Origin of the sequence: Lentzea nigeriaca (genome assembly GCF_016907955.1) — a bacterium.
Taxonomy (GTDB): Bacteria; Actinomycetota; Actinomycetes; order Mycobacteriales; family Pseudonocardiaceae; genus Lentzea; species Lentzea nigeriaca.
In genome coordinates this window covers 208,203-229,818 of sequence record NZ_JAFBCX010000006.1, presented here as the reverse complement: position 1 = coordinate 229,818, position 21,616 = coordinate 208,203, and the positions used below count along the sequence as shown (strand labels likewise).

General features: G+C 69.0%; 19 protein-coding genes. 10 read left to right on the top strand and 9 right to left on the bottom strand.

Annotated elements, in window-relative coordinates; all coding sequences use genetic code 11:
* Window positions 1-14: 14 nt before the first annotated feature.
* The 3 genes from JOD27_RS22420 (at window position 15) to JOD27_RS22410 (ending at window position 2,755) form a co-directional block, all read left to right on the top strand.
* A complete protein-coding gene (locus JOD27_RS22420; RefSeq protein WP_204764216.1) occupies window positions 15-1,256 on the top strand; it encodes an SLC13 family permease in 1,242 nt (413 codons plus the stop codon).
* 2 nt (window positions 1,257-1,258) lie between these two features.
* Complete coding sequence (locus JOD27_RS22415) at window positions 1,259-1,690, top strand: universal stress protein (RefSeq protein ID WP_204764215.1); 432 nt, start codon at window positions 1,259-1,261, stop codon at window positions 1,688-1,690.
* Between the two features lie 78 nt (window positions 1,691-1,768).
* Entirely contained in the window at window positions 1,769-2,755 is a 987-nt protein-coding gene (locus JOD27_RS22410; RefSeq protein ID WP_204764214.1) for a glycoside hydrolase family 113 protein, read from the top strand.
* Between the two features lie 35 nt (window positions 2,756-2,790).
* Here JOD27_RS22410 and JOD27_RS22405 read toward each other — a convergent pair whose 3' ends face one another.
* Complete coding sequence (locus JOD27_RS22405) at window positions 2,791-3,573, bottom strand: hypothetical protein (RefSeq protein WP_204764213.1); 783 nt, start codon at window positions 3,571-3,573, stop codon at window positions 2,791-2,793.
* On the bottom strand, window positions 3,563-4,126 hold the full coding sequence (locus JOD27_RS22400; RefSeq protein ID WP_307830268.1) for a SigE family RNA polymerase sigma factor: 564 nt from the start codon (window positions 4,124-4,126) through the stop codon (window positions 3,563-3,565). Before JOD27_RS22400 ends, JOD27_RS22405 begins: the two co-directional genes overlap by 11 nt.
* A gap of 86 nt (window positions 4,127-4,212) precedes the next feature.
* Between JOD27_RS22400 and JOD27_RS22395 the strand changes: the two genes are divergently transcribed.
* The 5 genes from JOD27_RS22395 (at window position 4,213) to JOD27_RS22375 (ending at window position 8,566) form a co-directional block, all read left to right on the top strand.
* A complete protein-coding gene (locus JOD27_RS22395; RefSeq protein ID WP_204764212.1) occupies window positions 4,213-4,719 on the top strand; it encodes a ribbon-helix-helix domain-containing protein in 507 nt (168 codons plus the stop codon).
* 69 nt (window positions 4,720-4,788) lie between these two features.
* Window positions 4,789-5,631, top strand: a complete 843-nt coding sequence (locus tag JOD27_RS22390) for a DUF4097 family beta strand repeat-containing protein (RefSeq protein ID WP_204764211.1) — start codon at window positions 4,789-4,791, stop codon at window positions 5,629-5,631.
* Window positions 5,632-5,641: 10 nt separating this feature from the next.
* Entirely contained in the window at window positions 5,642-6,577 is a 936-nt protein-coding gene (locus JOD27_RS22385; protein ID WP_204764210.1) for an ATP-binding cassette domain-containing protein, read from the top strand.
* Window positions 6,574-7,356 carry an ABC transporter permease gene (locus JOD27_RS22380; RefSeq protein WP_204764209.1) on the top strand — a complete coding sequence of 261 codons (783 nt, stop codon included), beginning with the start codon at window positions 6,574-6,576 and terminating at the stop codon, window positions 7,354-7,356. The genes JOD27_RS22385 and JOD27_RS22380 overlap by 4 nt, the downstream gene beginning before the upstream one ends.
* A gap of 13 nt (window positions 7,357-7,369) precedes the next feature.
* A complete protein-coding gene (locus JOD27_RS22375; protein WP_204764208.1) occupies window positions 7,370-8,566 on the top strand; it encodes a cytochrome P450 in 1,197 nt (398 codons plus the stop codon).
* A 57-nt stretch (window positions 8,567-8,623) separates the two neighbouring features.
* Here the strand turns inward: JOD27_RS22375 and JOD27_RS22370 are convergent, their stop codons facing one another.
* Window positions 8,624-9,325: an SDR family NAD(P)-dependent oxidoreductase gene (locus JOD27_RS22370; RefSeq protein ID WP_204764207.1), complete on the bottom strand. Its 702-nt coding sequence runs from the start codon at window positions 9,323-9,325 to the stop codon at window positions 8,624-8,626.
* 411 nt (window positions 9,326-9,736) lie between these two features.
* Here JOD27_RS22370 and JOD27_RS22365 point away from each other — a divergent pair, with 411 nt between their 5' ends.
* Window positions 9,737-13,171: a S8 family serine peptidase gene (locus JOD27_RS22365; RefSeq protein ID WP_204764206.1), complete on the top strand. Its 3,435-nt coding sequence runs from the start codon at window positions 9,737-9,739 to the stop codon at window positions 13,169-13,171.
* 45 nt (window positions 13,172-13,216) lie between these two features.
* Here the strand turns inward: JOD27_RS22365 and JOD27_RS22360 are convergent, their stop codons facing one another.
* The 6 genes from JOD27_RS22360 to JOD27_RS22335 all read right to left on the bottom strand — a co-directional run bounded on the left by JOD27_RS22360 (window position 13,217) and on the right by JOD27_RS22335 (window position 19,938).
* Window positions 13,217-15,478, bottom strand: a complete 2,262-nt coding sequence (locus tag JOD27_RS22360) for an alpha-L-fucosidase (RefSeq protein WP_239568253.1) — start codon at window positions 15,476-15,478, stop codon at window positions 13,217-13,219.
* A 187-nt stretch (window positions 15,479-15,665) separates the two neighbouring features.
* The gene (locus tag JOD27_RS22355) at window positions 15,666-16,160 is read right to left on the bottom strand and encodes a hypothetical protein (RefSeq protein WP_204764205.1); all 495 of its coding nucleotides are present in this window, start codon (window positions 16,158-16,160) and stop codon (window positions 15,666-15,668) included.
* Between the two features lie 156 nt (window positions 16,161-16,316).
* Window positions 16,317-18,524, bottom strand: coding sequence for a heavy metal translocating P-type ATPase (locus JOD27_RS22350; RefSeq protein WP_204764204.1), 2,208 nt, complete (start codon window positions 18,522-18,524; stop codon window positions 16,317-16,319).
* Window positions 18,514-19,392, bottom strand: coding sequence for a DUF8832 domain-containing protein (locus tag JOD27_RS22345; RefSeq protein WP_204764203.1), 879 nt, complete (start codon window positions 19,390-19,392; stop codon window positions 18,514-18,516). Before JOD27_RS22345 ends, JOD27_RS22350 begins: the two co-directional genes overlap by 11 nt.
* 22 nt (window positions 19,393-19,414) lie before the next feature.
* Window positions 19,415-19,621 carry a heavy-metal-associated domain-containing protein gene (locus JOD27_RS22340; RefSeq protein WP_204764202.1) on the bottom strand — a complete coding sequence of 69 codons (207 nt, stop codon included), beginning with the start codon at window positions 19,619-19,621 and terminating at the stop codon, window positions 19,415-19,417.
* Between the two features lie 35 nt (window positions 19,622-19,656).
* Entirely contained in the window at window positions 19,657-19,938 is a 282-nt protein-coding gene (locus tag JOD27_RS22335) for a metal-sensitive transcriptional regulator (protein ID WP_204764201.1), read from the bottom strand.
* A gap of 181 nt (window positions 19,939-20,119) precedes the next feature.
* On the opposite strand from JOD27_RS22335, the gene JOD27_RS22330 reads away from it, so the two are divergent.
* On the top strand, window positions 20,120-21,616 hold the full coding sequence (locus tag JOD27_RS22330) for a multicopper oxidase family protein (protein ID WP_204764200.1): 1,497 nt from the start codon (window positions 20,120-20,122) through the stop codon (window positions 21,614-21,616).

Genomic DNA, 21,616 nt, shown 5'->3' with positions numbered 1-21,616 from the left:
CTAGCGTTTGCGCCGTGCTGGCGCTTTCAGTCCTGCTCCTGGTGGCCGTGCTGGTCTGCGCGGTCGTACGGCCGTGGGGCCTGCCCGAGGCGGCCGTGGCGGTGCCCGCGGCCGTCCTCGTCGTGCTGGTCGGCGCCCTGCCGCTCGACCACGTCGTGGACGAGGCGGTGCGGCTGGGGCCCGTGATCGGGTTCCTGGCAGCGATCCTCGTGCTCGCGCAGCTGTGCGACGACGAGGGGCTCTTCCACGCCTGCGGCACCTGGATGGCGCGGGCGTCCGGCGGGCGGCCGCGGACGTTGCTGGGCGGTGTGTTCGTCACGGCGTCGGTGATCACGGCGGTGCTCAGCCTGGACGCGACGGTCGTGCTGCTGACGCCCGTGGTGTTCGCGACCGCCGCCCAGCTCGGGGTGCGGCCGAAGCCGCACGTCTACGCGTGCACGCACCTGTCGAACAGCGCGTCGTTGCTGCTGCCGGTGTCGAACCTGACGAACCTGCTGGCGTTCGCGTCGAGTGGGCTGAGCTTCACGCGGTTCGCGGCGTTGATGGCGTTGCCGTGGGTCGTTGCGATCGGCCTGGAGTACGTGGTGTTCCGGCGGTTCTTCCGGACTGATCTCGACGCGCCGGTGCATCCGTCGGACACCGCTCCCGCGCGTGAGCTGCCGGTGTTCGCTCTGGTCACGGTCGGGTTGACGCTGGCGGGGTTCGTGGTGGCCTCCGCCACCGGGATCGACCCGGCGTGGGCCGCCTGCGCGGGTGCTGTGGCGATGGCGGTGCGGGCGCTGGCCCGGCGCCGCACGTCGCTGACCAAGGTCGTGCAGGCTGCCTCGCTGCCGTTCCTCGCGTTCGTGCTCGGCCTCGGTGTCGTGGTGCGGGCGGTGGTCGACAACGGTCTCGACGACGCGCTGCGGCACGTCCTGCCGAGCGGCAACGGTTTGCCGGCGTTGCTCGGGGTCGCGGCGGTGGCGGCCGTGCTGGCCAACGTGATCAACAACCTGCCCGCCGTGCTCGTGCTGCTGCCGCTGGTCGTGCCGCTCGGGTCCGGTGCGGTGCTGGCGGTGCTGCTGGGCGTGAACCTGGGGCCGAACCTCACCTACGCCGGGTCGCTCGCGACGTTGCTGTGGCGGCGGATCGTGCACGACCACGACACCGAGGTGAACCTGGCGGAGTTCACCAAGCTGGGTGTGCTCGCCGTGCCTGCCACCCTGATCGGCGCGGTCGTGGCACTGTGGGCGTCCCTGCACGTGATCGGAGGTTGACCATGACGGTGGTCGTGTGGATCGCCGACGACACCTGGCAGTCCTGCGTCGACGCGGCGCGTGCGCACGGGTCCGAGTTCCTGTTGCTGCACGTCAGCGACCACGACGTGCCGGGTGCCGCGCACGGGGCGTTCGCCGGGCTCTTCGGCCGTCACCCGTCACGCGATCCCGGCAGGCAGGTCGACGATCTCGCCGCCGGCCACGCCGCCCGGCTGCTGCAGGCGGCCGCCGAACGGCTGGGCAAGCCGTGCACCACGTCCGCGCGAGTCGGCCGCGTCGAACACGAAGTCGTTGCGGCTGCTGACAATGCGTCGTTGCTCGTGCTGTGCCGGGACGGCGACGTGAGTCACGCGGGTCCTCGCAGTCTCGGCCCGGCGACGCGGTTCGTCGTCGACCACGCGACCTGTCCGGTGCTGCTGGTCTGGCCGACCTAAATCTGCGTGCACGAAAACTTGCGCACACGCACTTTTCTCTTCTAGTCTCGAACCACCGAGAGTGGAAGGGGGCACCCCATGCGTGCCAAGGGCATCGCGTACGACACCGGCTTCGTCCGGCACGGCGAGACCTCCGTGCCGGAGTTCGATCTCGACGTGGTCGCGCGGGACCTGCGGGTCATCCGCGACGAGCTGCACTGCAACGCCGTTCATCTCGTCGGAGGCTCACCGGAACGGCTGGAGGAGGCCGCGCGCGTCGCGGCCTCGCTCGGGTTGGAGGTCTGGTTCTCGCCGTACCCGCTGGAGCTGACCGCGGCCGAGATCCTCCAGCTGTTCACCGACTGCGCGCGCAGGGCCGAGCGGATCCGGGCCGACGGCGCCGAAGTCGTGTTCGTCGCGGGGGTCGAGCTGAGCATCATGAACAAGGAGTTCCTGCCCGGCGACGACGTGATGGACCGGGTGAACCGGCTGTTCGGGCAGGGCGGTCAGCTGGACGAGGTCAGTGCGCGGCTCAACGCGTTCCTGGCCGAGGCGGTGAGTGCGATCCGCGCGGAGTTCCGCGGGAAGATCACCTACGCCTGCATCCCGTTCGAGCGGGTCGACTGGAGTCTGTTCGACATCAGCTCGTTCGAGCTGATCAGGTCGGCCGAGGTCGCCGAGCAGTACGCGGCGAGCATTCGAAACGTTGTGGCGCAAGGAAAGCCGGTGGCGATCACCGGGTTCGGCACGGCGGCCTGGCGCGGGTCGAGTGCCATCGCGCCGCGCAGCATGGAGATCGTCGAGCACGACGACGCCGGGCTGCCGGTGCGGGTGAAGGACGGTTACGTCCGGGACGAGCAGGAGCAGGCCGCGTACCTGCGGGAGTTGCTGGACATCTTCGAGGCCGAGGGAGTGGACGGCGCGTTCGTGTACATGTTCGCGCTCAACAACTATCCACACAGGCCGGACGAGCCGGGTCGTGATCTCGACATGGCCAGCCCCGGGATCGTGAAGGTCTACGACGACCTGCACTGGGAACCCAAGGCGGCGTTCGGGGCGGTCGCGGAGTCCTACGCGCGGATGTGAGTTGGTGGAGCGCCTTTCCGGCGCTCCACCCTTCCTCACCTGATCTCGATGAACCCGTCCGGGATCGCCGTCTTCAGCTGGGCGAGGTTCTCCGGGGTGGCCGGCAGCCACGTCACGTCGAACGCCGTCGCGCCGTCCTGCACCCAGCGCCAGCGCAGCGGGAGGGACGAGGTGGCGTCGACCCACATCTCGGCCGGCACGTCTGCTTTGCCCGCGGTGATGTTCAGCCGGACGGTCTGCTTGCCGTTGATCGGATCACCGGGCCCGGCGACGGTGATCCGGCCGTCCCTGATCGCGTCCTTGATCTTGTCGGGGGTCCAGACGTCGTCCTCCGGGGTTTCCCCCTGCTGCTTGCGGAACGTGCGGGCCCGGTGGTCGACGAAGATGTCACCGGCGGCCGAGCGGCTCAGGTCCACGATCGTCCTGCCGTCGACGGAGGCCCGGTAGCGGAACGCGCTGCCGTCGGCCGCGTGCCACCGTTCGCTCAGACCCTTCTCGCCCGGCTGGAAGTACTTCTCGCCTTCACCCGCCGGCCCCTGTTCGTGGATCACCATGCCCCGCAGGCCTTCCAGCGCGGCATCGGTCCGTTCCAGCACGTGCGCGACCTCGACGGGTGCCGCGGGCTGACGCTCCGGCACCAGGACGAAGGCGGCCGCGGCCACCGCGGCGACCAGGCCGATCCCGAGCCACGGCCGGAAGCGGCGGGCCCGCTTGCGCTTCACCGACGCGAGCAGTGCCGCCGGGTTCGCGGTCACGCCGGCGACCTCGGCGTGCAGCACGACGCGCACGTCGTCGAGCAGTTCGTTTTCAGACACCATGAACGTTCTCCGTGATCTGTTCCCCGAGCAGCTGCCGCAGCCGTGCGACGGCCCGGCTCGTGTGCGCTTTGACGGTCCCCTCCGAAGTGCGCAGCGTCTGTGCCGTCTCCGCGACCGACAGGTCGGCGAAGAAGCGCAGCACCACCACCTCCCGCTGCCGTGCGGGCAGCTTCGCCAACGCGCGGCGCAGCGCGTCGCGGTCGACCACCGTGTCCGCTGGGTCGCGACCGGCCGTCACGTGCCCGGCGTTGGTCAGCTCCTCCTCGGACACACGTCTGCGTGCTCGCCGCCACCGGTCGCGCGCCAGGTTGACGAGCACCGTGCGGACGAACGCCTCGGGGGCGGTGTGGACGGACATCCAGCGCGTCGCCAGCCGCAGCAGCGCCGTCTGCAGGATGTCCTCGGCGTGACCGACGTCCCCCACCAGAAGCACGGCTGTGCGCAGCAGCGCGGTCGACCGTTCGAGCACGAACCGGTCGAAGTCGGCGCTCTTTTCTCGTTGCACGATGAGGTAGACGACCAACTCCGGGGCGCGGTTGACATCACGTCGCACCAGTCCTGACCTGGGGTGAGCCAAAGTGATGCCATGCTGAGCCAGAATTGCTTGCCGGTGGTGCCACGCTGTGCCATAGTGATGCCATGGATCTGACCCCGTATGTGGCCGCCCTCGGCCGCGAGCTCCTCACCGCCGTCGAGGCGGGTGGCGAGGACGCGAGCGCACTGGTCGAGCGGTTGACCGTGTCGATGGAGTCGGCGATCCGGCTGGCGCTGCTCGAGGCGCTGTCCGCCGCCGCCGACGAGATCACGGCGGACCTGGCGCCGGACTCGGTGCAGGTGTTGCTGCGGGGGCGCGACCCCAAGTTCGTCGTGACGCGCCGCACGCCGGAGCAGCCCGTCACGCCGGAGCCCGTCGCGGCACCCGCCGAGGACGTGGCGGCCGGCTTCGAGGACGGCAGCACCGTGCGCATCAACGTCCGACTGCCCGAACCGCTCAAGGCCGCGATCGACGAGGCGGCGGCCAAGGAGGGCCGCTCGGTCAACGCGTGGCTCGTGCGCGCCGCGTCGGCACAGCTGAAGCCGAGCTCCGAGACCCTGACCGGTGGGCCCGCGCCCGCCTCGCAGCGTTTCGTCGGCTGGGTCCGCTAACCACACCCGTTCTTCTTCACGTCTCTGACCTGTGGAGACGTTCTTCTGACACCTTCTGAGGGGACAGCCATGCCTTCTTACGACACGTACGAACCGATTTCCGTACTGCTCGACGTGTACGCGGGCTTCGTGCAGATCCTGGCGAGCGACCGCGTCGACACGGTGGTGGACGTGCGGCCGTCCGATCCGTCCGACGACTCCGATGTCGAGACCGCGCAGAAGACCCGTGTCGACTACGCCGACGGCGTGCTGACGATCCGCGGGCCGAAGCGGACGTTCGACTTCTCCAAGAAGACCAGGTCGGTCGACATCGTGATCGAGCTGCCGACCGGGTCCACAGTGGACGTCGACGTGGCGGCGGGCAGCACCCGCACCACCGGCGTGCTGGGGGAGACCGAGATCGACCTGTCGGCGGGGCACGTCCACGTCGACCGCACGGGTCCGTTGAAGGTCGACACCGGCGCCGGGCAGATCCGCGTCGGTGCCGTCACGGGCAACGCCGAGGTCAAGACCGGCACCGGTCATGTGCGCATCGGCGACGTCACCGGATCGCTGACCGTCAAGAACTCCAACGGCAACACCGAGATCGGTACGGTCGGTGGCGATCTGAAGGCCCGCGCGGCCAACGGCGACATCACCGCCGAATACGTCGGTGGTTCGCTGGAAGCCAAGAGCGCCATGGGATCCCTCACCGTCAGTGAGGTCGTGCGCGACACCGCCACGCTGAACACCGCGATGGGCAGCATCGAGGTCGGCATCGCCCAGGGCACCGCCGCGTGGCTCGACACCAAGACCAGCTTCGGTCGCGTGCACAACTCGCTGGGCGCAAGTGAAGGGCCCGGCGACGCCACCGAGACCGTCAAGATCACCGCCCACACGTCCTTCGGCGACATCACGATCCGCCGTGCCTGAGGGGAACTCCATGAACGCGATCAAGGCCATCGGCCTGCGCCGCTCCTACGGCGACCAGGAGGTGCTCAAGGGCGTCGACCTGGACGTCCGGCGCGGCACCGTCTTCTCGCTGCTCGGCGCGAACGGCGCGGGCAAGACCACCACCGTCAAGATCCTCTCCACGCTGATCCGCGCGGACGGCGGCAGCGCTTCCGTTGCCGGGCATGACGTTGCCCGCGAGCCCAACGCCGTGCGCAAGGCGATCGGAGTCACCGGCCAGTTCTCCGCGGTCGACAACCTGTTGACGGGCCGCGAGAACCTGAAGCTGATGGCGGACCTGCACCACCTCGGCCGCACGGAGGGCAAGCGGAAGGTCGAGCTGTTGCTGGAGCAGTTCGACATCGCCGACGCGGCCGACAAGTCCGCGGCGACCTACTCCGGTGGCATGCGGCGCAGGCTCGACCTCGCCATGACGCTGGTCGGGTCGCCGCAGGTGATCTTCCTCGACGAGCCGACCACCGGCCTCGACCCGCGTAGCCGCCGCGCCATGTGGGACATCGTGCGACGGTTGGTGGCCGAAGGCGTCACGATCTTCCTCACCACCCAGTACCTGGAGGAGGCCGACGAGCTCGCCGACCGGATCGCGGTGCTGGACCACGGGAGGATCGTCGCCGAGGGCACGGCGGACGAGCTCAAGCGCCGCATTCCCGGCGGACACGTCCTGTTGCAGTTCAACGATCCCCGCCACCTCGAGGCCGCCACGCGGGTCGTGCGCGACGCCACGCGTGACGGTGAGGCGCTCGCCCTGCGCGTGCCGAACGACGGCAGCGTCAGCTCGCTCAAGGCACTGCTCGACCGGCTCGACGAGCACTCGGTGCTGGTCGACTCGCTCAGCACCCACACGCCCGACCTCGACGACGTCTTCCTCGCCCTCACGGGCAACCCCGAGAAGGTGGCCCAGTCATGACCTACGCACTGACCGACTCGGCGACGATGGTGCGCCGCAACCTCAAGCGGATGATCCGCTATCCGTCGCTGACCTTCCAGCTCCTGTTGATGCCGGTCGTCTTCCTGCTGCTGTTCGTCTACGTCTTCGGCGGCACGCTCGGCGCCGGCCTCGGCGGGCCGTCCGGCGGACGCGCGGAGTACCTGAACTACGTGACGCCGACGATCATCCTGATGGCGATCACCGCCGCCGTGCAAGGTACGACCATCTCGATCGCGCTGGACATGACCGAGGGCATCGTGGATCGCTTCCGCACCATGGCGATCGCTCGCGTGTCCGTCCTCACCGGACACGTCGTCGGCAGCCTGGTCCAGACGGTGCTCGCCATGGGTTTCGTCTTCGGCGTCGCGGTGCTGATCGGCTTCCGGCCCCAGGCGAGCGCGCTCGACTGGCTCGCGCTGGCGGGTCTGCTGGTGGCCATGTCGTTCGCGCTGATCTGGCTCTCCGCCGCGCTGGGCCTCGCGAGCAAGACCGTCGAGGGGTCGAGCAACGTCGGCCTGCCGCTCATCCTGCTCCCGTTCTTCGGCAACGGTTTCGTGCCGACCGACTCGATGCCTGCCGTGCTGCGCTGGTTCGCCGAGTACCAGCCGTTCACCCCGTTCATCGACGCGCTGCGCGGCCTGCTGATGGGCAAGCCGATCGGCAACAGCGGCTGGATCGCGCTGGGCTGGTGCGTCGTCATCGGGTTCGGCGGCTACCTGTGGTCCAAGAAGCTCTTCAACCGTGAATCCACCCGCTGAAGGAGACTCTGTCATGCAGCAAGGCCTTCCCATGGAGCGCGACGTCACCCCGTTCGACCCGCCCAGCCAGATCACGCGGTTACGCGAAACCCGTCCCGTCAGCCCGATGCTCTTCCCCGACGGCCACGAGGGCTGGCTCGTCACCGGCTACGACGAGGTGCGGCAGGTGCTGGCGGACACCAGGTTCAGCAGCCGCCAGGACCTCGGCATCCTGCACGTGCCGTTCCCGACGCCCGGCATGCCGGAGCAGACCGAACCCTCCCCGCAGGTGCCGGGACTCTTCATCAGCATGGACCCGCCGGACCACACCCGGTTGCGGCGCAAGCTCACCGGCGCGTTCACCGTCAAGCGGATGAAGTCGCTCGAAGAGGGCATCATCGAGATCACCGAGCGGCAGCTGGACGAGATGGCGAAGCTGACTCCGCCGATCGACCTGGTCAAGGAGTTCGCCCTGCCGGTGCCGTCGCAGGTGATCTGCGAGATGCTCGGAGTTCCCTACGAGGAACGGGAATCGTTCGAGAGCAACTTCGCCAAGTTCATGGAGCGGGAGGTGAACCTGGAGGACAAGATGGCCGCGTACATGGCGCTGACCACGTTCCTGGCCGGGCTCGTCACCCGCAAGCGCGCCGAGCCCGCCGACGACCTGCTGTCCGATCTCGCTCGCGACGAGGACCTCAGCATCGAGGAACTCACCGGCATCTCGTTCCTGCTGCTGCTCGCCGGACACGAGACGACGGCGAACATGTTGGCACTGGGCACTTTCGCGTTGCTGGAGCACCCCGAGCAGATGGCGGAACTGCGAGCCAACCCGGAGCTGGTCCCGGACGCCGTCGAGGAACTGCTGCGTTACCTCGCCGTCGCCGACGTCTTCTTCCGTTACGCCGCAGAGGACATCGAGCTCGGCGGGGAGACGATCCGAGAGGGGTCGACGGTCGTCGTCTCGCTGCTGGCCGGCAACCACGACTCCGCCAAGTTCGAGAACGCGGGCGAGCTGGACGTGCACCGCAAGGCCCGCGGGCACCTGTCGTTCGGGCACGGCATCCACCAGTGCCTGGGGCAGCAGCTGGCCCGCATCGAGATGCGCGCAGGGTTCGAGGGGTTGCTGCGCCGGTTCCCGAGCCTGCACCTCGCGGTACCCGCCCGCGAGGTGAAGCTCAGGACCGACATGAACATCTACGGCGTGCACGCTTTGCCGGTCAGCTGGGCGTGACGCGAGGCCGGGTGCACCGCGGGCACCCGGCCTCTGCGGCTTCGGACCTGCTTTGAGCTACACGGTGAAGCCACCGTCGGCGTTGATGCTGGCACCGGTGACGTACGCACCGGCAGCACCGGCCAGTGCCGCGACGAGTTCGGCGATCTCCACCGGCTGGCCGTAGCGTCCCAGCGCGGTCAGCCCGCTGATCGTCTCCGCCATCGGCCCGTCCTCCGGGTTCATGTCCGTGTTGGTGGGACCGGGGTTGACGACGTTCGCCGTGATGCCCCGCGGCCCCAGTTCACGGGCGAGGCCCTTCGTCATGCCGATGAGCGCCGTCTTGCTGGCGGAGTACAGCGCGAAGCCGGGAAACGGTGCGTACACGGCGACATTGCTGCCGATACTGATGATGCGCCCGCCCTCGCGCATGTGCCGCGCAGCCGCTCGTGACGCGAGGAACGGCGCGCGCACGTTGACCGCCATCGTGTGGTCGAACTCCTCCAGTCCGAGTTCTTCCAACGGTCCCACCTGGAACACACCCGCGTTGTTCACGAGGATGTCGAGCCGCCCGAACTCCGCGGCGGCCTCGTCCACCGCCGCCACAACGGCTTCCGGGTCGGCGCTGTCCGCCTGGATCCCGAACCCGTTGTCCGGCTTGGTGTTCTGGTACGTCACTGCCACCCGCGCGCCGAGTGCGGCGAGTTTGGCCGCCACAGCAGCCCCGATTCCCCTGGTGCCGCCGGTGATCAGGGCTGCTTTTCCGTCAAGTGATCCCATGTGGACAAGCCTGGCGGAATCCTCGCGCGGGTTCTGGCGGGAATCGGACCGTCAGTTGCCGCCTCGGGTGTAGGCCCACGCGGTGCGGTTGAGGGAGTCCTCGATCCCGGTGAAGCCCTCGTTGGGTTGAGCACGTCGGCCTCCGCGGGCGTGTCGTGGCGCCGGCGGGCAGGAAAGCCAGCATCGAATCGGGTTGGCTCGCTGCTGCGAGACGGGCTCCGCAGCCGACTGAAGTTCCCCCAGTTCGGTCTGCTTCGAGGAAACCAGCGCCGTGTGTCGGGGGACGAGCATTTTGGGCGGGCTTTGTCCAGTTTCGGACATTGACTGTTGATCACATGCAACCTGTTCGGCGTCGTTCCGGTTTTGGGGGAGTGAGCGGTTGACACCGTCTCATTCACACTGGGAGGACACGTGCGCACAGCACGCTGTGTGACGGTCGCCGTGCTGGCCGCCGGGCTGCTCAGCCCTCCGGCGACCGCACAGGCGGAACCGGGAACCACTGGGGCCGGTGCGGAACCGAGCAAGGCCATCACGCTGATCAGCGGTGACGAGGTCGTGGTGAACGAGAAGGGCGAGCTGCTCCGGGTCGAGGGCCGACCGGGAATGACGTTCGCCCAGTACGTCCAGAACGGACACCAGTACGTGGTGCCCGCGGACGCTGTTGGCGCTGTGACGCAGGATCGCATCGACAAGCGGTTCTTCGACGTGACCGCGCTGCACTCGTACGGCTACACCGACGACAAGATCGACCGGATTCCGTTGCTGAACAGCGGTTTCCGTGCGGCGGGTGCAGTGCAGAAGAAAGATGCCGCGCAGCAATGGAACCAGCGCGGCGTGACTGCCCGCAGCGCCGGAAAGCTGTGGCTCGACGGCAAAGCGCGCGTCTCGCTGGACCAGAGCGTGCCGATGGTCGGCGCGCCGGCCGCGTGGCAGGCGGGGTTCGACGGGACCGGCGTCACGGTCGCGGTGCTCGACAGCGGCTACGACCAGCAGCATCCCGAGCTGAAGGACGTCGTCGCGGTCGCGAAGGACTTCTCCGGGCAGGGCGTCCAGGACAACGTCGGGCACGGCACGCACGTCGCGTCCACGATCGCCGGACGCGGTGAGAAGTACCGCGGTGTGGCCAAGGGCGCGAAGCTCGCGGTCGGCCGGGTGTGCGAGAGCGAGGGCTGCACCGAGAGCGCGATCATCGCGGGCATGGAGTGGGCGACGCGCGAGGTCGGCGCCAAGGTCGTCAACATGAGCCTCGGCGGCCTGCAGAGCGACGGCACGGACCCGTTGTCGCTCAAGGTGAACCAGCTCACCGCCGAGACGGGCGCGCTGTTCGTGATCGCGGCGGGCAACTACGGCGGCATCCAGAAGGTCAGCACCCCCGCGGCGGCCGACGCCGCGCTGGCGGTGGCGAACGCGACCAAGCAGGGCGAGGTCCACGAGTCCTCGTCACGCGGCCCGCGCTTCGGCGACCTGGCGATGAAGCCGGACATCGCGGCACCGGGTGAGGAGATCGTGGCGGCACGAGCGGCCGGCACGCTCCCGGACGCGGCCGTCGACGACCTGCACGCGCGGCTGTCCGGCACGTCGATGGCGACCCCGCATGTGGCGGGTGCGGCGGCGATCCTGGTGCAGCGCAACCCCTCCATCACGGCGGCGGAGCTGAAGGCGCGGCTGATGTCGACGGCGAAGCCGTTCGCGTTCACGTACTCGCCCGACGAAGGTGGCACCGGCCTGCTGAACGTGGGCCGCGCGGTGACGCAGCAGGTGTGGGCGGAGACGGGCAGCCTGTCGTTCGGACTGGTGATGTGGCCGCACACCGGGCCTGTCACGAAGACGATCACCTACCGCAACGACGGCGATCAGCCTGTCTCTCTTGCGCTGCACCATGATCTGGGCGACCGCTTCACCGTGGCGCCGTCGGTCGTCGTGCCCGCGCACGGGTCGGCCCCGGTCGACGTCGTGCTGGATCCAGGCAAGGGCCTCGGCGCGTTCAGCGGACGCCTGCGGGCGAGCGCCGCCGGTGTCGAGCTGACCACGTCGGCCGGCGGCGCGGTGGAGCCGGAACGGCACGGGTTCTCGGTGCGGGTCACCGGACGTGACGGCCAGCCCGTGACGAACGGCTGGGTCGTGCTGGTCGACCTGGCCACGAAGAACTCGTCGGTGCTCGAGCTCGGCCAGGACGGCTCCCTGACCACGCGGCTGCCGGTCGGCGACTACGCCGTGCTGGCGCGGTTCGCGGAAGGAACGCAGAGCCGCACGTGGTACGCGCCGAAGTCGGTGACCGACGTGGCGGGCAAGGTGTCGGCCAAGTCGGACGTCGCCGTGCACCTGGATCTGCGGCAGGGCAAGCAGATCGCGTTCGACGTGGACGACGCCCGCGTGACTCCGCTGTACCGGCTGACCACCATCAGGGTGCCGGTGAACCCGGCCTTCCGCGACTCCGTCTGGTCCAAAATCGACGGACGCGTGCCGGTCTACGGCCTCTCGTTCGGCGAGCCGCTGCCGGAGCTCGCCTACGACACCGTCGCCGTCGCCGCGCAGCCGAGGATCTCGGTCGTCGGCGGGATCCCGGTGAACTACTTCGCCGACAGCCCCGAGCTGCCGCAGGGTGACCACACCTATGACGTCGTGGAACGCGGCAGTGCCGACATGCGCGGCAAGATGGTGCTGGTACGGCCCGCCGACGAGCAGGCGTTCATCGTGGCCAGGCAGCTGAAGGCGGCAGGCGCGGCCGGTGTGCTGTGGGTGGGCCCGGAACCGATGGTGTTCTGGGAACCCACCGAACTGCCGGTGATCATGGTGCCCGAACACCTCGCGGCGCAGGTGCCAGCGAAGCTGACGTTGCGCGCGCAGCCGACGTCACCGGTGTCGTACACCGTGCACCGGGGCGAGAAGGGCGCGGTGCCGGCCGGAAAGACCTATCCCGTCAAGCGTTCCGCGCTCGCCGAGGTGAAGGCGCGCTACCACACCGCCGGTGCCGACAACGTCGTGACCACGCGGAACTACCCGGTCGTCGACGGCGTGCCGAACCCCGACCTCTTCATCGAGGAGCCGCTCGGATCGCCGGTCACCCGTGTCGAGCACTTCTCGGCGGGCAGCTGGTACAACGAGGGCGCGGTCGGCCGGTTCAGCGGCTTCGAGGTCGACCCGCTCACGCACTCGTGGGCGAACCTGCGCATCGAGAAGCTCGAGCCAGGCCGCCGGTACGAGCGCTCGCCGCTGCTTGGTGTCGCAGCACCGAGGCTCGGCAGGGCGGACGCACCGTGGCCGCACGGCGGCGGCGTGTCCCGCCAGTTCCCGTACGTCCAGGCGAACGTCTCCCCGTTCGGCACCGCCACGGCGGTGGAGGGCAGGGTGCGCAACAGCAGCCTCACCATGGAGCTCAAGCGCGACGGCGTCTCGCTCGGAACGGATTTCCTCTACGACAGCAGGTTCTACGCACCGCAGAGGGACGGCCGGTTCACGCTGGACCTGCACGCGACGCGGGACTTCGTCGCCCTGTCGAACGAGGTCCGCACCACGTGGGAGTTCACGTCGGCGGCCGACGGCAAGCTGCCGTTGCTGGAGGTCGGGTACGCGCTGCCGCTCGACCTGCGCAACAGCTGGAAGGCAGGCGTGCCGATGCCGGTGAAGTTCACCGCGGCACGGCAGGCGGGAGCGGGGAAGGCAGTCGTGCGTGATCTGCGCGCCTACGCGTCGTTCGACGACGGTGTGACCTGGGTGCCGGTCACCGGTGTCGTTCCCGCGGGTGGGAAGGCGGGCGGCTTCGTGTCGTTGCGCGTGACCGCTCGGGACAGTGACGGGAACACCGTCGACCAAACGGTTCTTCGCGCTTATCGCCTGAAGTCCTAGTCGCGGAGAGGAGGAGCAGGCCGGACTCGGCCTGCTCCTCCCTCGTCACACCGCGAAGAACTGCCAGCGCAGGTTGGAACTTCCGTCGTCGGTCCACACCTTGAGCGGCGAACCCGAGTCGACCTTGCCGCCGCCGTCCAGCACCAGGCCGGTCGCGCGGTTGGCGATCACGAAGAAGTTGTGTCCCTTGTCCGTGATGGCCCACTGCTGGCTCGTGGCTCCGGTGTAGGTGGACTGCACGGGCTTCGCGCCCTGCTGGGTGGCACCCGCGCCGTCGATGACCAGACCGTTGGTGCGGTTGGTCAGCTTGACGAAGCCGTCACCGGTCTCCTCCACCCGGAACTGCAGGTTCGTGCTGCCGTCAGGGGTCCAGATCTTCAGGTTGCTGCCGGCTGCGACGTTTCCGCCGCCGTCCATGGCGAGACCGTTGGTGACGTTGATGATCCGGAACCACCTCGCGGGGTCGAACCGCACCCGCAGCGAGACGATCCGGTCGTCGAACCCGTTCGTGCGCAGGTCCGGGCTGGGAGTGGCGAACCGCACCGGGGTGCCGGTGAAGCCGTCCTCGGGATAGCCGAAGACCTCGTAGCCCTCCGCCGGCCAGAGCGAGGAGATGGTCCTCGGTGCGAGGCTCCTCGACTGGAGCTGGGTGGCGGTGTAGCTGCCCACGGTGAGGCCGGCGTTCGTTCCGCGGTAGTCGGGGTCGGCGAACACCCCGGCACCGGATTCCGGCCCGACGAACGGGATCTTGTCGGCGAAGGTCAGCTTCACCACGTACGCCGGTGAGCTGTAGGGCGCGGTCGCCGGCAGCGTGACGCGGAGGCCGTTCTGGTCCTGGCTGTACGGCAACGGGTTCGGCGCGCCGAGCAGCTCGACGCTGCGCAGTCCACTGAGGACTGTCCTCCTGCTGGACAACGTGGTGATGTTCAGCGTCGTGCCGGGCCAGGCGAGCACCGTCGCGTAGAGCACGCGGCTCGCCTTGTCACGGGTGAACCGGATGTCCTTGGCGGTGCCCACCAGCGGGGCGACGAACGAGCCGCCGCCCATCTTGGTCGGGCCCTCGCCGTAGAACGACCACGAGCGGGTGGCGTAGATCGACTCGCCGTGCCGCCGCAGATAGGTGCCGATGTCGGCGAGCACCGCACGCTGGCCGTCGGGGATGATTCCCTCGAGCGTCGGGGAGATGTTGAGCAGCATGTTGCCGCCCTTGCTGACCCGGTCGATCAGCGCGTGGATCATCTGTGTGCTGGAGTAGTAGCCGATTCCCTTGGTGTAGCTCCAACTGCTGCTGCTGATCGCGTCGTCGGTGAGCCAGTAGGGCGTGACGATGTCCGCTGGCCCGCCGCGTTCGTAGTCCTCGACCTGGCCCTTGTTGGTGAAGCCCGTGTCGAAGTGCTTGTACGTGGCGACGACGTCCTTGCCCCACGTCTCAGCCCGGTTGTAGTAGTAGGCGAGGAACTCCAGCCGTTGCTGTTCACCGACCGCGCAGGGACCGTCGTTCAGGCAGGAACCCGGTGAGTTCAACGAGAAGTCCTGCCAGAGGATGTCGGGCTTGGCCCGGTCGACCACCTCCTTCAGCTTGGCGAGCCACAACGCGTCCTCCTCGGCGCGCGGCAGCTGCCCGTAGAGCTTGCGCAGACTCGGATCCGTCTGGCGCGGGGCGTAGTCGTAGAAGCCGTTGTAGTTGTACGCGTGGTGCATGGACACGAGCAGTTTGAGGCCCTGGGCGCGGACCGCTTTGGCGAACAGGTCGAGCAGATCGAGCCTCGGCCCCCGCGCCACCGAGTTCCACTCGTTGACCCTGCTGTCCCACATGGAGAAGCCGTCGTGGTGCTCGGCCACCGGACCGGCGAACTTCGCACCGGAGTCCTTGACGAGCCGCAGCCACTCGTCCGGGTCGAACTTCCCGCCCTGCGACACGAGTTTCGGCGCGAACTGGACGCGGTTGCCCGCGGTGTCGGTCCCGCCGTCGATGAACTTGTCGTAGCCCCAGACCGAGGGGTCGCCGTAGGTCGCCGTGTGGTGTTTGTTCTCGTTGCTGCCGGCCTGGTACATGTTCCGGCCGTACCACTCGTTGCCGAACTCCGGCGTGGTGAAGGCACCCCAGTGCCAGTAGATCCCGAACTTGGCGTCCTGGAACCACTCCGGGGCGGCCAGGTGGCGGTCGATCGACGGCCACGTGGGCTCGTAGCTGTCGCTGCCGGATGCGGCGGCGACCGATCGCGGCAGCGCAGCGGCGGCCAGGCCTCCCGCCGCGAGGAGGCCGAAATGGCGTCGGGACAGGGGATTGTCAGCAGGGTGGGTCATCGTGGTCTCCTGACGGGCAGGGCGGGTCCGATGAGAACGATGCCGATGTTAACGCTAACGAAATCTTGCTAGACATTTAGCCGCTGTCCGCCAGGGTATTTCGATGCATATTCGACGCGTATCAAGACAGCAATGTGAACGTGAACATTGCCGGTCGGAGCTTTCACCTCCGGCAACTGACGTTCGGTCACCGTGCCTCGGCGCGGTGACCGTTCCTCCGATTGCGCCGCCAGAGCCACAGTCCGAGCGTCACCGCGCCGAGAAGGGCACCTGCCGCACCGATCCCGGCCGCGGTGCGCGTGCCGCTCGAACCCGAAGCGGACGACGTGGGTGGGGGTGCGGAGGAACTGGCCGGTGGCGGGGAATCGATCACGTGCGTGCGGGTGCAGTTGTTGTCCTGGTACGGGCTCGAAGAGTTGAGCGGGTGGAACTCGTACCGCAGGCCGGTGGTGTAGGTCCGGTCAACCGTCGACGCACCGGTCTCGGCGGGAGTGCCGATCACCTCGACCTGCGGCCCGGCGTCCGTGCGGACGTGGGCGACGAGGCCGTTGCGTTCGGTCGACTCGACGGTGCCGGTGAACACGTAGGGCGACTCGTGCGGTGGTTGTGCGCAGGACGCCTGGACGGCGGGAGCGAAGCCGGTCAGCACGCCGGCCGCGGTCAGCACGATGACTGCGGCCATGCGTGGAAGAAGGCTCATGGTTGACAGACGGGACAGGACGGCCATCGGGTTGCTCGTTTCCACTCGGTCGGCCGCGTTCCGCCATCGGTCCCGAACGGCCTCACGGGCAGCGTCCTCGACCGGCCGGCCGAGGACGCTGCTTCCGTGTGAGGTGGATCAGCCGCTGACGCTGCGGAAACCGCGCAGCCGCAGGCTGTTGCTCACCACGAACACCGACGAGAACGCCATCGCGGCGCCCGCGATCATCGGGTTGAGCAGGCCGAGCGCGGCCAGCGGCAGCGCGGCGACGTTGTAGGCGAACGCCCAGAACAGGTTGCCCTTGATCGTCGCCAGTGTCCTGCGCGACAACCGGATGGCGTCCACGGCGGCCCGCAGGTCGCCCCGCACCAACGTCAGGTCGCTGGCCTCGATCGCCACGTCCGTGCCGGTGCCCATCGCGAGGCCCAGGTCGGCCTGGGCGAGCGCGGCGGCGTCGTTCACGCCGTCACCGACCATCGCCACGACGCGGCCGTCGTCCTGCAGGCGCTTCACGACGTCGACCTTGTCCGCGGGCAGCACCTCGGCGATGACCTCCTCGATGCCCACCTCGCGAGCCACCGTGCGAGCGGCGGCTTCGTTGTCGCCGGTCAGCAGCACCGGACGCAGGCCCAGACCGCGCAGAGCCTCGATCGCTTCCTTCGACGTGGGCTTCACCGTGTCGGCGACGACGAGCACGCCGCGCGCCTTGCCGTCCCACGCGACCAGCACCGCCGTGCGGCCCTGGTTCTCCGCTGCCTGCTTGGCCTCGGTGAGCACCGAGTCGAGCCGGACGCTCCACTCGTTCAGCAACTTCTCCCGGCCGACGAGCACCGCGCGCCCGTCCACCACGCCCTGAACGCCGAGTCCCTCGACGTTCTGGAAGTCCTCGACCGCCGGGACGTCACCCGCGGCCTTGGCGATGGCCTTCGCGATCGGGTGTTCCGAAGCGTGCTCCAGCGCACCGGCCAGGCGCAGCACCTCCTCCTCGTCCTCACCTTCAGCGGTGTGGACGCGGACGAGACTCATCTGGCCCGTGGTCACGGTTCCCGTCTTGTCCAGCACGACCGTGTCGACGCGGCGGGTCGACTCCAGGACCTCCGGCCCCTTGATCAGGATGCCGAGTTGGGCGCCACGACCTGTGCCGACGAGCAACGCGGTCGGCGTGGCCAGGCCCAGCGCGCACGGGCAGGCGATGATCAGCACCGCGACCGCAGCCGTGAACGCCGCGCCCACGCCGTTGCCCGTGCCGAGCCAGAAGCCCAGCGTGCCGACGGCGAGCGCGATCACGATCGGCACGAACACCGCCGACACCCGGTCGGCAAGGCGCTGCACCTCGGCCTTGCCGCTCTGCGCCTCTTCGACCAACCGAGCCATCTGCGCGAGCTGCGTGTCGGAGCCGACTCGCGTGGCCCGCACGACCAGCCGCCCGCCCGCGTTGACCGTGGCGCCGACCACCGCGTCACCCACGCCGACCTCGACGGGTACGGACTCGCCGGTGAGCATGCCGGCGTCGACGGCCGAGCTGCCTTCCTCGATCACGCCGTCGGTGGCGATCTTCTCGCCCGGCCGCACCACGAACCGGTCGCCGACGCGCAGATCTCCCGTCGGGATGCGGACCTCACGGCCGTCCCGCAGCACGGCGACGTCCTTCGCGCCGAGTTCGAGCAGCGCCTTCAAAGCCGCTCCGGCGCGTCGCTTGGACCGCGCCTCGAAGTAGCGGCCCGCCAGGATGAACGTCGTGACGCCCGCGGCGACCTCGAAGTAGATGTTGCCGCTGCCCGACATCCGCTCGATCGTGAGCGAGAAGCCGTGCGTCATGCCCGGTGTGCCCGCGGTGCCCAGGAAGAGCGCGTACAGCGACCACAGGAACGCCGCGCCGACACCGACGGAGATCAGCGTGTCCATGGTGGCGGCGCCGTGCCGCAGGTTCGCCCACGCCGCCTTGTGGAACGGCCACGCGCCCCACACCACGACCGGCCCGGCGAGTGCGAGCGAGAGCCACTGCCAGTAGGTGAACTGCAGCGCGGGGATCATCGCCAGCGCGATCACCGGCACCGACAGCACCACGGACGTGATCAGCCTGTGCCGCAACGATCGCGTCGGGTCGTCCTCTTCGGCCGGGGATTCCTCGGCCTGGGGGAGTTCGGCGGTGTAACCGGTGTCCTCGACGACCTTGACGAGATCGGCGGGGGACAGGTCGCCGGGGAACGTGACGCGTGCCTTCTCCGTCGCGTAGTTCACCGATGCCTCGACGCCTTCGAGCTTGTTGAGCTTGCGCTCGATGCGCGCGGCGCAGGAGGCGCAGGTCATGCCGCCGATCGAGATCTCGATGGTTTCAGTGGCCATGACCTTCTCCTTCCTCGTGGGTCTGCGGCGCGGCCGGCGTCGGGGAGCCCACCGTCGAGAGGGTGAACTCCGCGGTGCGGACCTTCCCCTCGTGCTGGAAGTCCAGGAACAACCGGTAGCGCCCGGCGGTCGGCACCTCGACGGCGAACTTCACCTCGGCGCTGTCTTCGGGATGCACGTGCAGGTACGCCAGGTCGGCCGCACGCAACGCGACCAGGTGTCCCTTCGCGCCCAGGTAGTTCTGCAGGTCCGTCACCGGCTTGCCGTCCTTGCCGATGGCGACGGTGACCGTCGACGCGCTGCCCGCGGTGAGCTCACCGCCCAGGGTCACCTCGTAGCCGTCGACGGTGAACGTGCGGCTGTCGGCGTGGGTGCGCGGCCGGTAGTCGCCCGCGACCTGGACCTCGGCGCCGAGAGTGGTCTTCGGACCGTCCTCCGGCTTGAAGTCGGCGAACACCCGGTAGCTGCCCGCTTCGGTGAGCGTGAGCGGCACCGACCACATGCCGTCCGGTGTCATCTGCGGGTGCACGTGGCGGAAGTTCGACCCGTCCCGCCGGACGACGATCAGGTGCAGCCGCTTCTCGTGCTCCACCGCGAACTTCGTGACGGGCTTGCCGTCCGGTCCGCTGATGTGGAAGCCCAGGGACTCGTTGTCGTGCAGCTGCAGCGTGTAGCCGTTGTCCGAAACGGACAGTCCCGGTGGGACCTTCGCCGGTTCGGCCTTGTGCTCGCCGTGGTTCATCGCGCCGGCCGCGTCCGGGGCGGAAGCGCCGCCGGACGGGCCGACCGCGGCACCGGCCGCCCAGGCCCCGCCGAAGACGAGCGCCAGCGCGAGGCCGTAGGCGGCGACCTTGTGACCGGTCTTCATGATCTTTCCCCCTCGTGCGGTCTCAGCCGACCAGCTCGTAGCCGGCCTCGGTGACGGCGGCGCGCACCGCGTCCTCGGCGACGGGCTCGTCGCTCGTGATCGTGACCTTGCCGGTGGGCAGGTCGACGTCGACCTGCTGCACGCCGCTGATCTGGCTGACCTCCTCGGTCACCGAGCTGACGCAGTGCCCGCAGGTCATGCCCTTGACGGTGAAGGTGGACTCGGCCATGGGTCGTTCTCCTCGAGGTGGTGGGGACGTGAGATTCAGGAGCGGACCAGGCGGGCGATGGCGTTGCTGGCTTCCGCGATCTTCTCGTCGGCTGCGGTGCCGCCGTCGGTGATGGCCTGGCTGACGCAGTGCTTGAGGTGCTCGTCGAGCAGTCCCAGTGAGACCGCCTGCAACGCACGGGTGGCGGCGGAGATCTGGGTGAGGACGTCGATGCAGTAGTCGTCGTTCTCGATCATCCGCTGTAGTCCGCGGACCTGGCCCTCGATCCTCTTCAGGCGGCGCAGGTGGGCGTCCTTGTTGTCGGTGTAGCCGTGCACGTCTCGCTCCTGTCGATCTCCTCCACCGCGCGGCCGGCCGGAACTGGCCGGGGGAACGGTGGACGCTTGCGTTCAACATACCCCAGGGGGGTAGGGGTTTACCAGAGTCTGGCTGTGACGTGTTGCACGTCCGGCCTGAGCTACTATCGACGATAGTAGTAACGGACTCGATGGGATGGACATGGCCACTTCGAACAGCCCTGGGCGCATCTGCCGCCGGAGCTTTCTCCTGCTCGCGGCCACAGCCGGGTTGACGGCGTGCGCGTCCGGTGGGCGCGTCCCGCCGGGGTCGGAGCGGGTGGCGGAGGCGGAGCGGGTGAGGCGGCTCGCGGGCGCCCGCAGCACGTCCGTCACCCTCGTCGCGGCCACGGCCGAGGTGGACCTCGGCGGTGTTCAGGTGCACACGTGGGCCTACGGCGGTCAGCTGCCGGGCAGGGAGATCCGGGTCCGGCGGGGCGACGTGCTGAAGGTCGAGCTGACCAACCAGCTCCCGGAACCGACGAGCATCCACTGGCACGGGATCGCGCTGCGCAACGACATGGACGGTGTTCCCGGGCTCACGCAGAGCGACATCGGCGCCGGAACCACGTTCACCTACGAGTTCGCCGTGCCGGATGCGGGCACGTACTTCTTCCACCCGCACTCGGGCGTGCAGCTCGACCGGGGGTTGTACGCGCCGCTCATCGTCGAGGACCCCGACGACGGCGCGGACTACGACACCGAGCTGGTGATCGTCCTCGACGACTGGCTGGACGGCGTCGACCGCACGCCGGACGCGGTGCTCGACGAGCTGAAGAAGAACGGCATGGGCGGGATGCCGGGCATGGACCACGGTTCCATGCCCGGGATGTCGATGCCGAAGTCGGAGCTGCTCGGCGGCGACGCGGGGGACGTCACGTATCCGCACGTCCTCGCCAACGGGCGGACTTTCCGCGACCCGCAGGCCGTCGAGGCGAAGGAGGGGCAGCGGGTGCGGCTGCGGCTGATCAACGCGGCGGCGGACACGGCGTTCCGGGTCGGCGTCCCCGGCGCGCGGCTCAGGGTCACCCACACCGACGGCTTCCCGTCGCGGCCGCAGGAAGCGGACGTCGTGCTTCTCGGCATGGGGGAGCGGCTGGACGCGGTGGTCACCGTGCCCGCCGGCTCGGTGCCGGTGCTCGCCCTCGCCGAGGGCCGTGACCAGTACGCCCAGGTGGTGCTGCGCAACCCGGACGTTCCGGCGAAGCCTGCAGAGGACGCACAGGTCAAGCAGCTCGTGGGGCTGCCCGTCCTCATGGCGACGTCACTGCGCGCGGCGGACCGGGTCGCTCTGCCGGACAAGCAACCCGACGTCGTGCACGACCTCGTCCTCGACGGTCCTGGCGACAAGTACACGTGGACGATCAACGGCAAGGTCTACGACCCGAACGACGGGCTGCCGGTCGAGCAGGGCCAGCACGTGCGCCTGAAGTTCGACAACAAGTCGCGGATGTTCCACCCGATGCACCTGCACGGACACACGTTCCAGGTGCGGGCCGACGGGAACTCGGGACCACGCAAGGACACCGTGCTGGTGCTGCCGGGACGTTCGGTCGAAGTGGACTTCGCCGCCGACAACCCCGGGCAGTGGCTGGCGCACTGCCACAACGTCTACCACGGCGAAGCGGGCATGATGAGCGTTGTGTCCTATGTGGAGTGA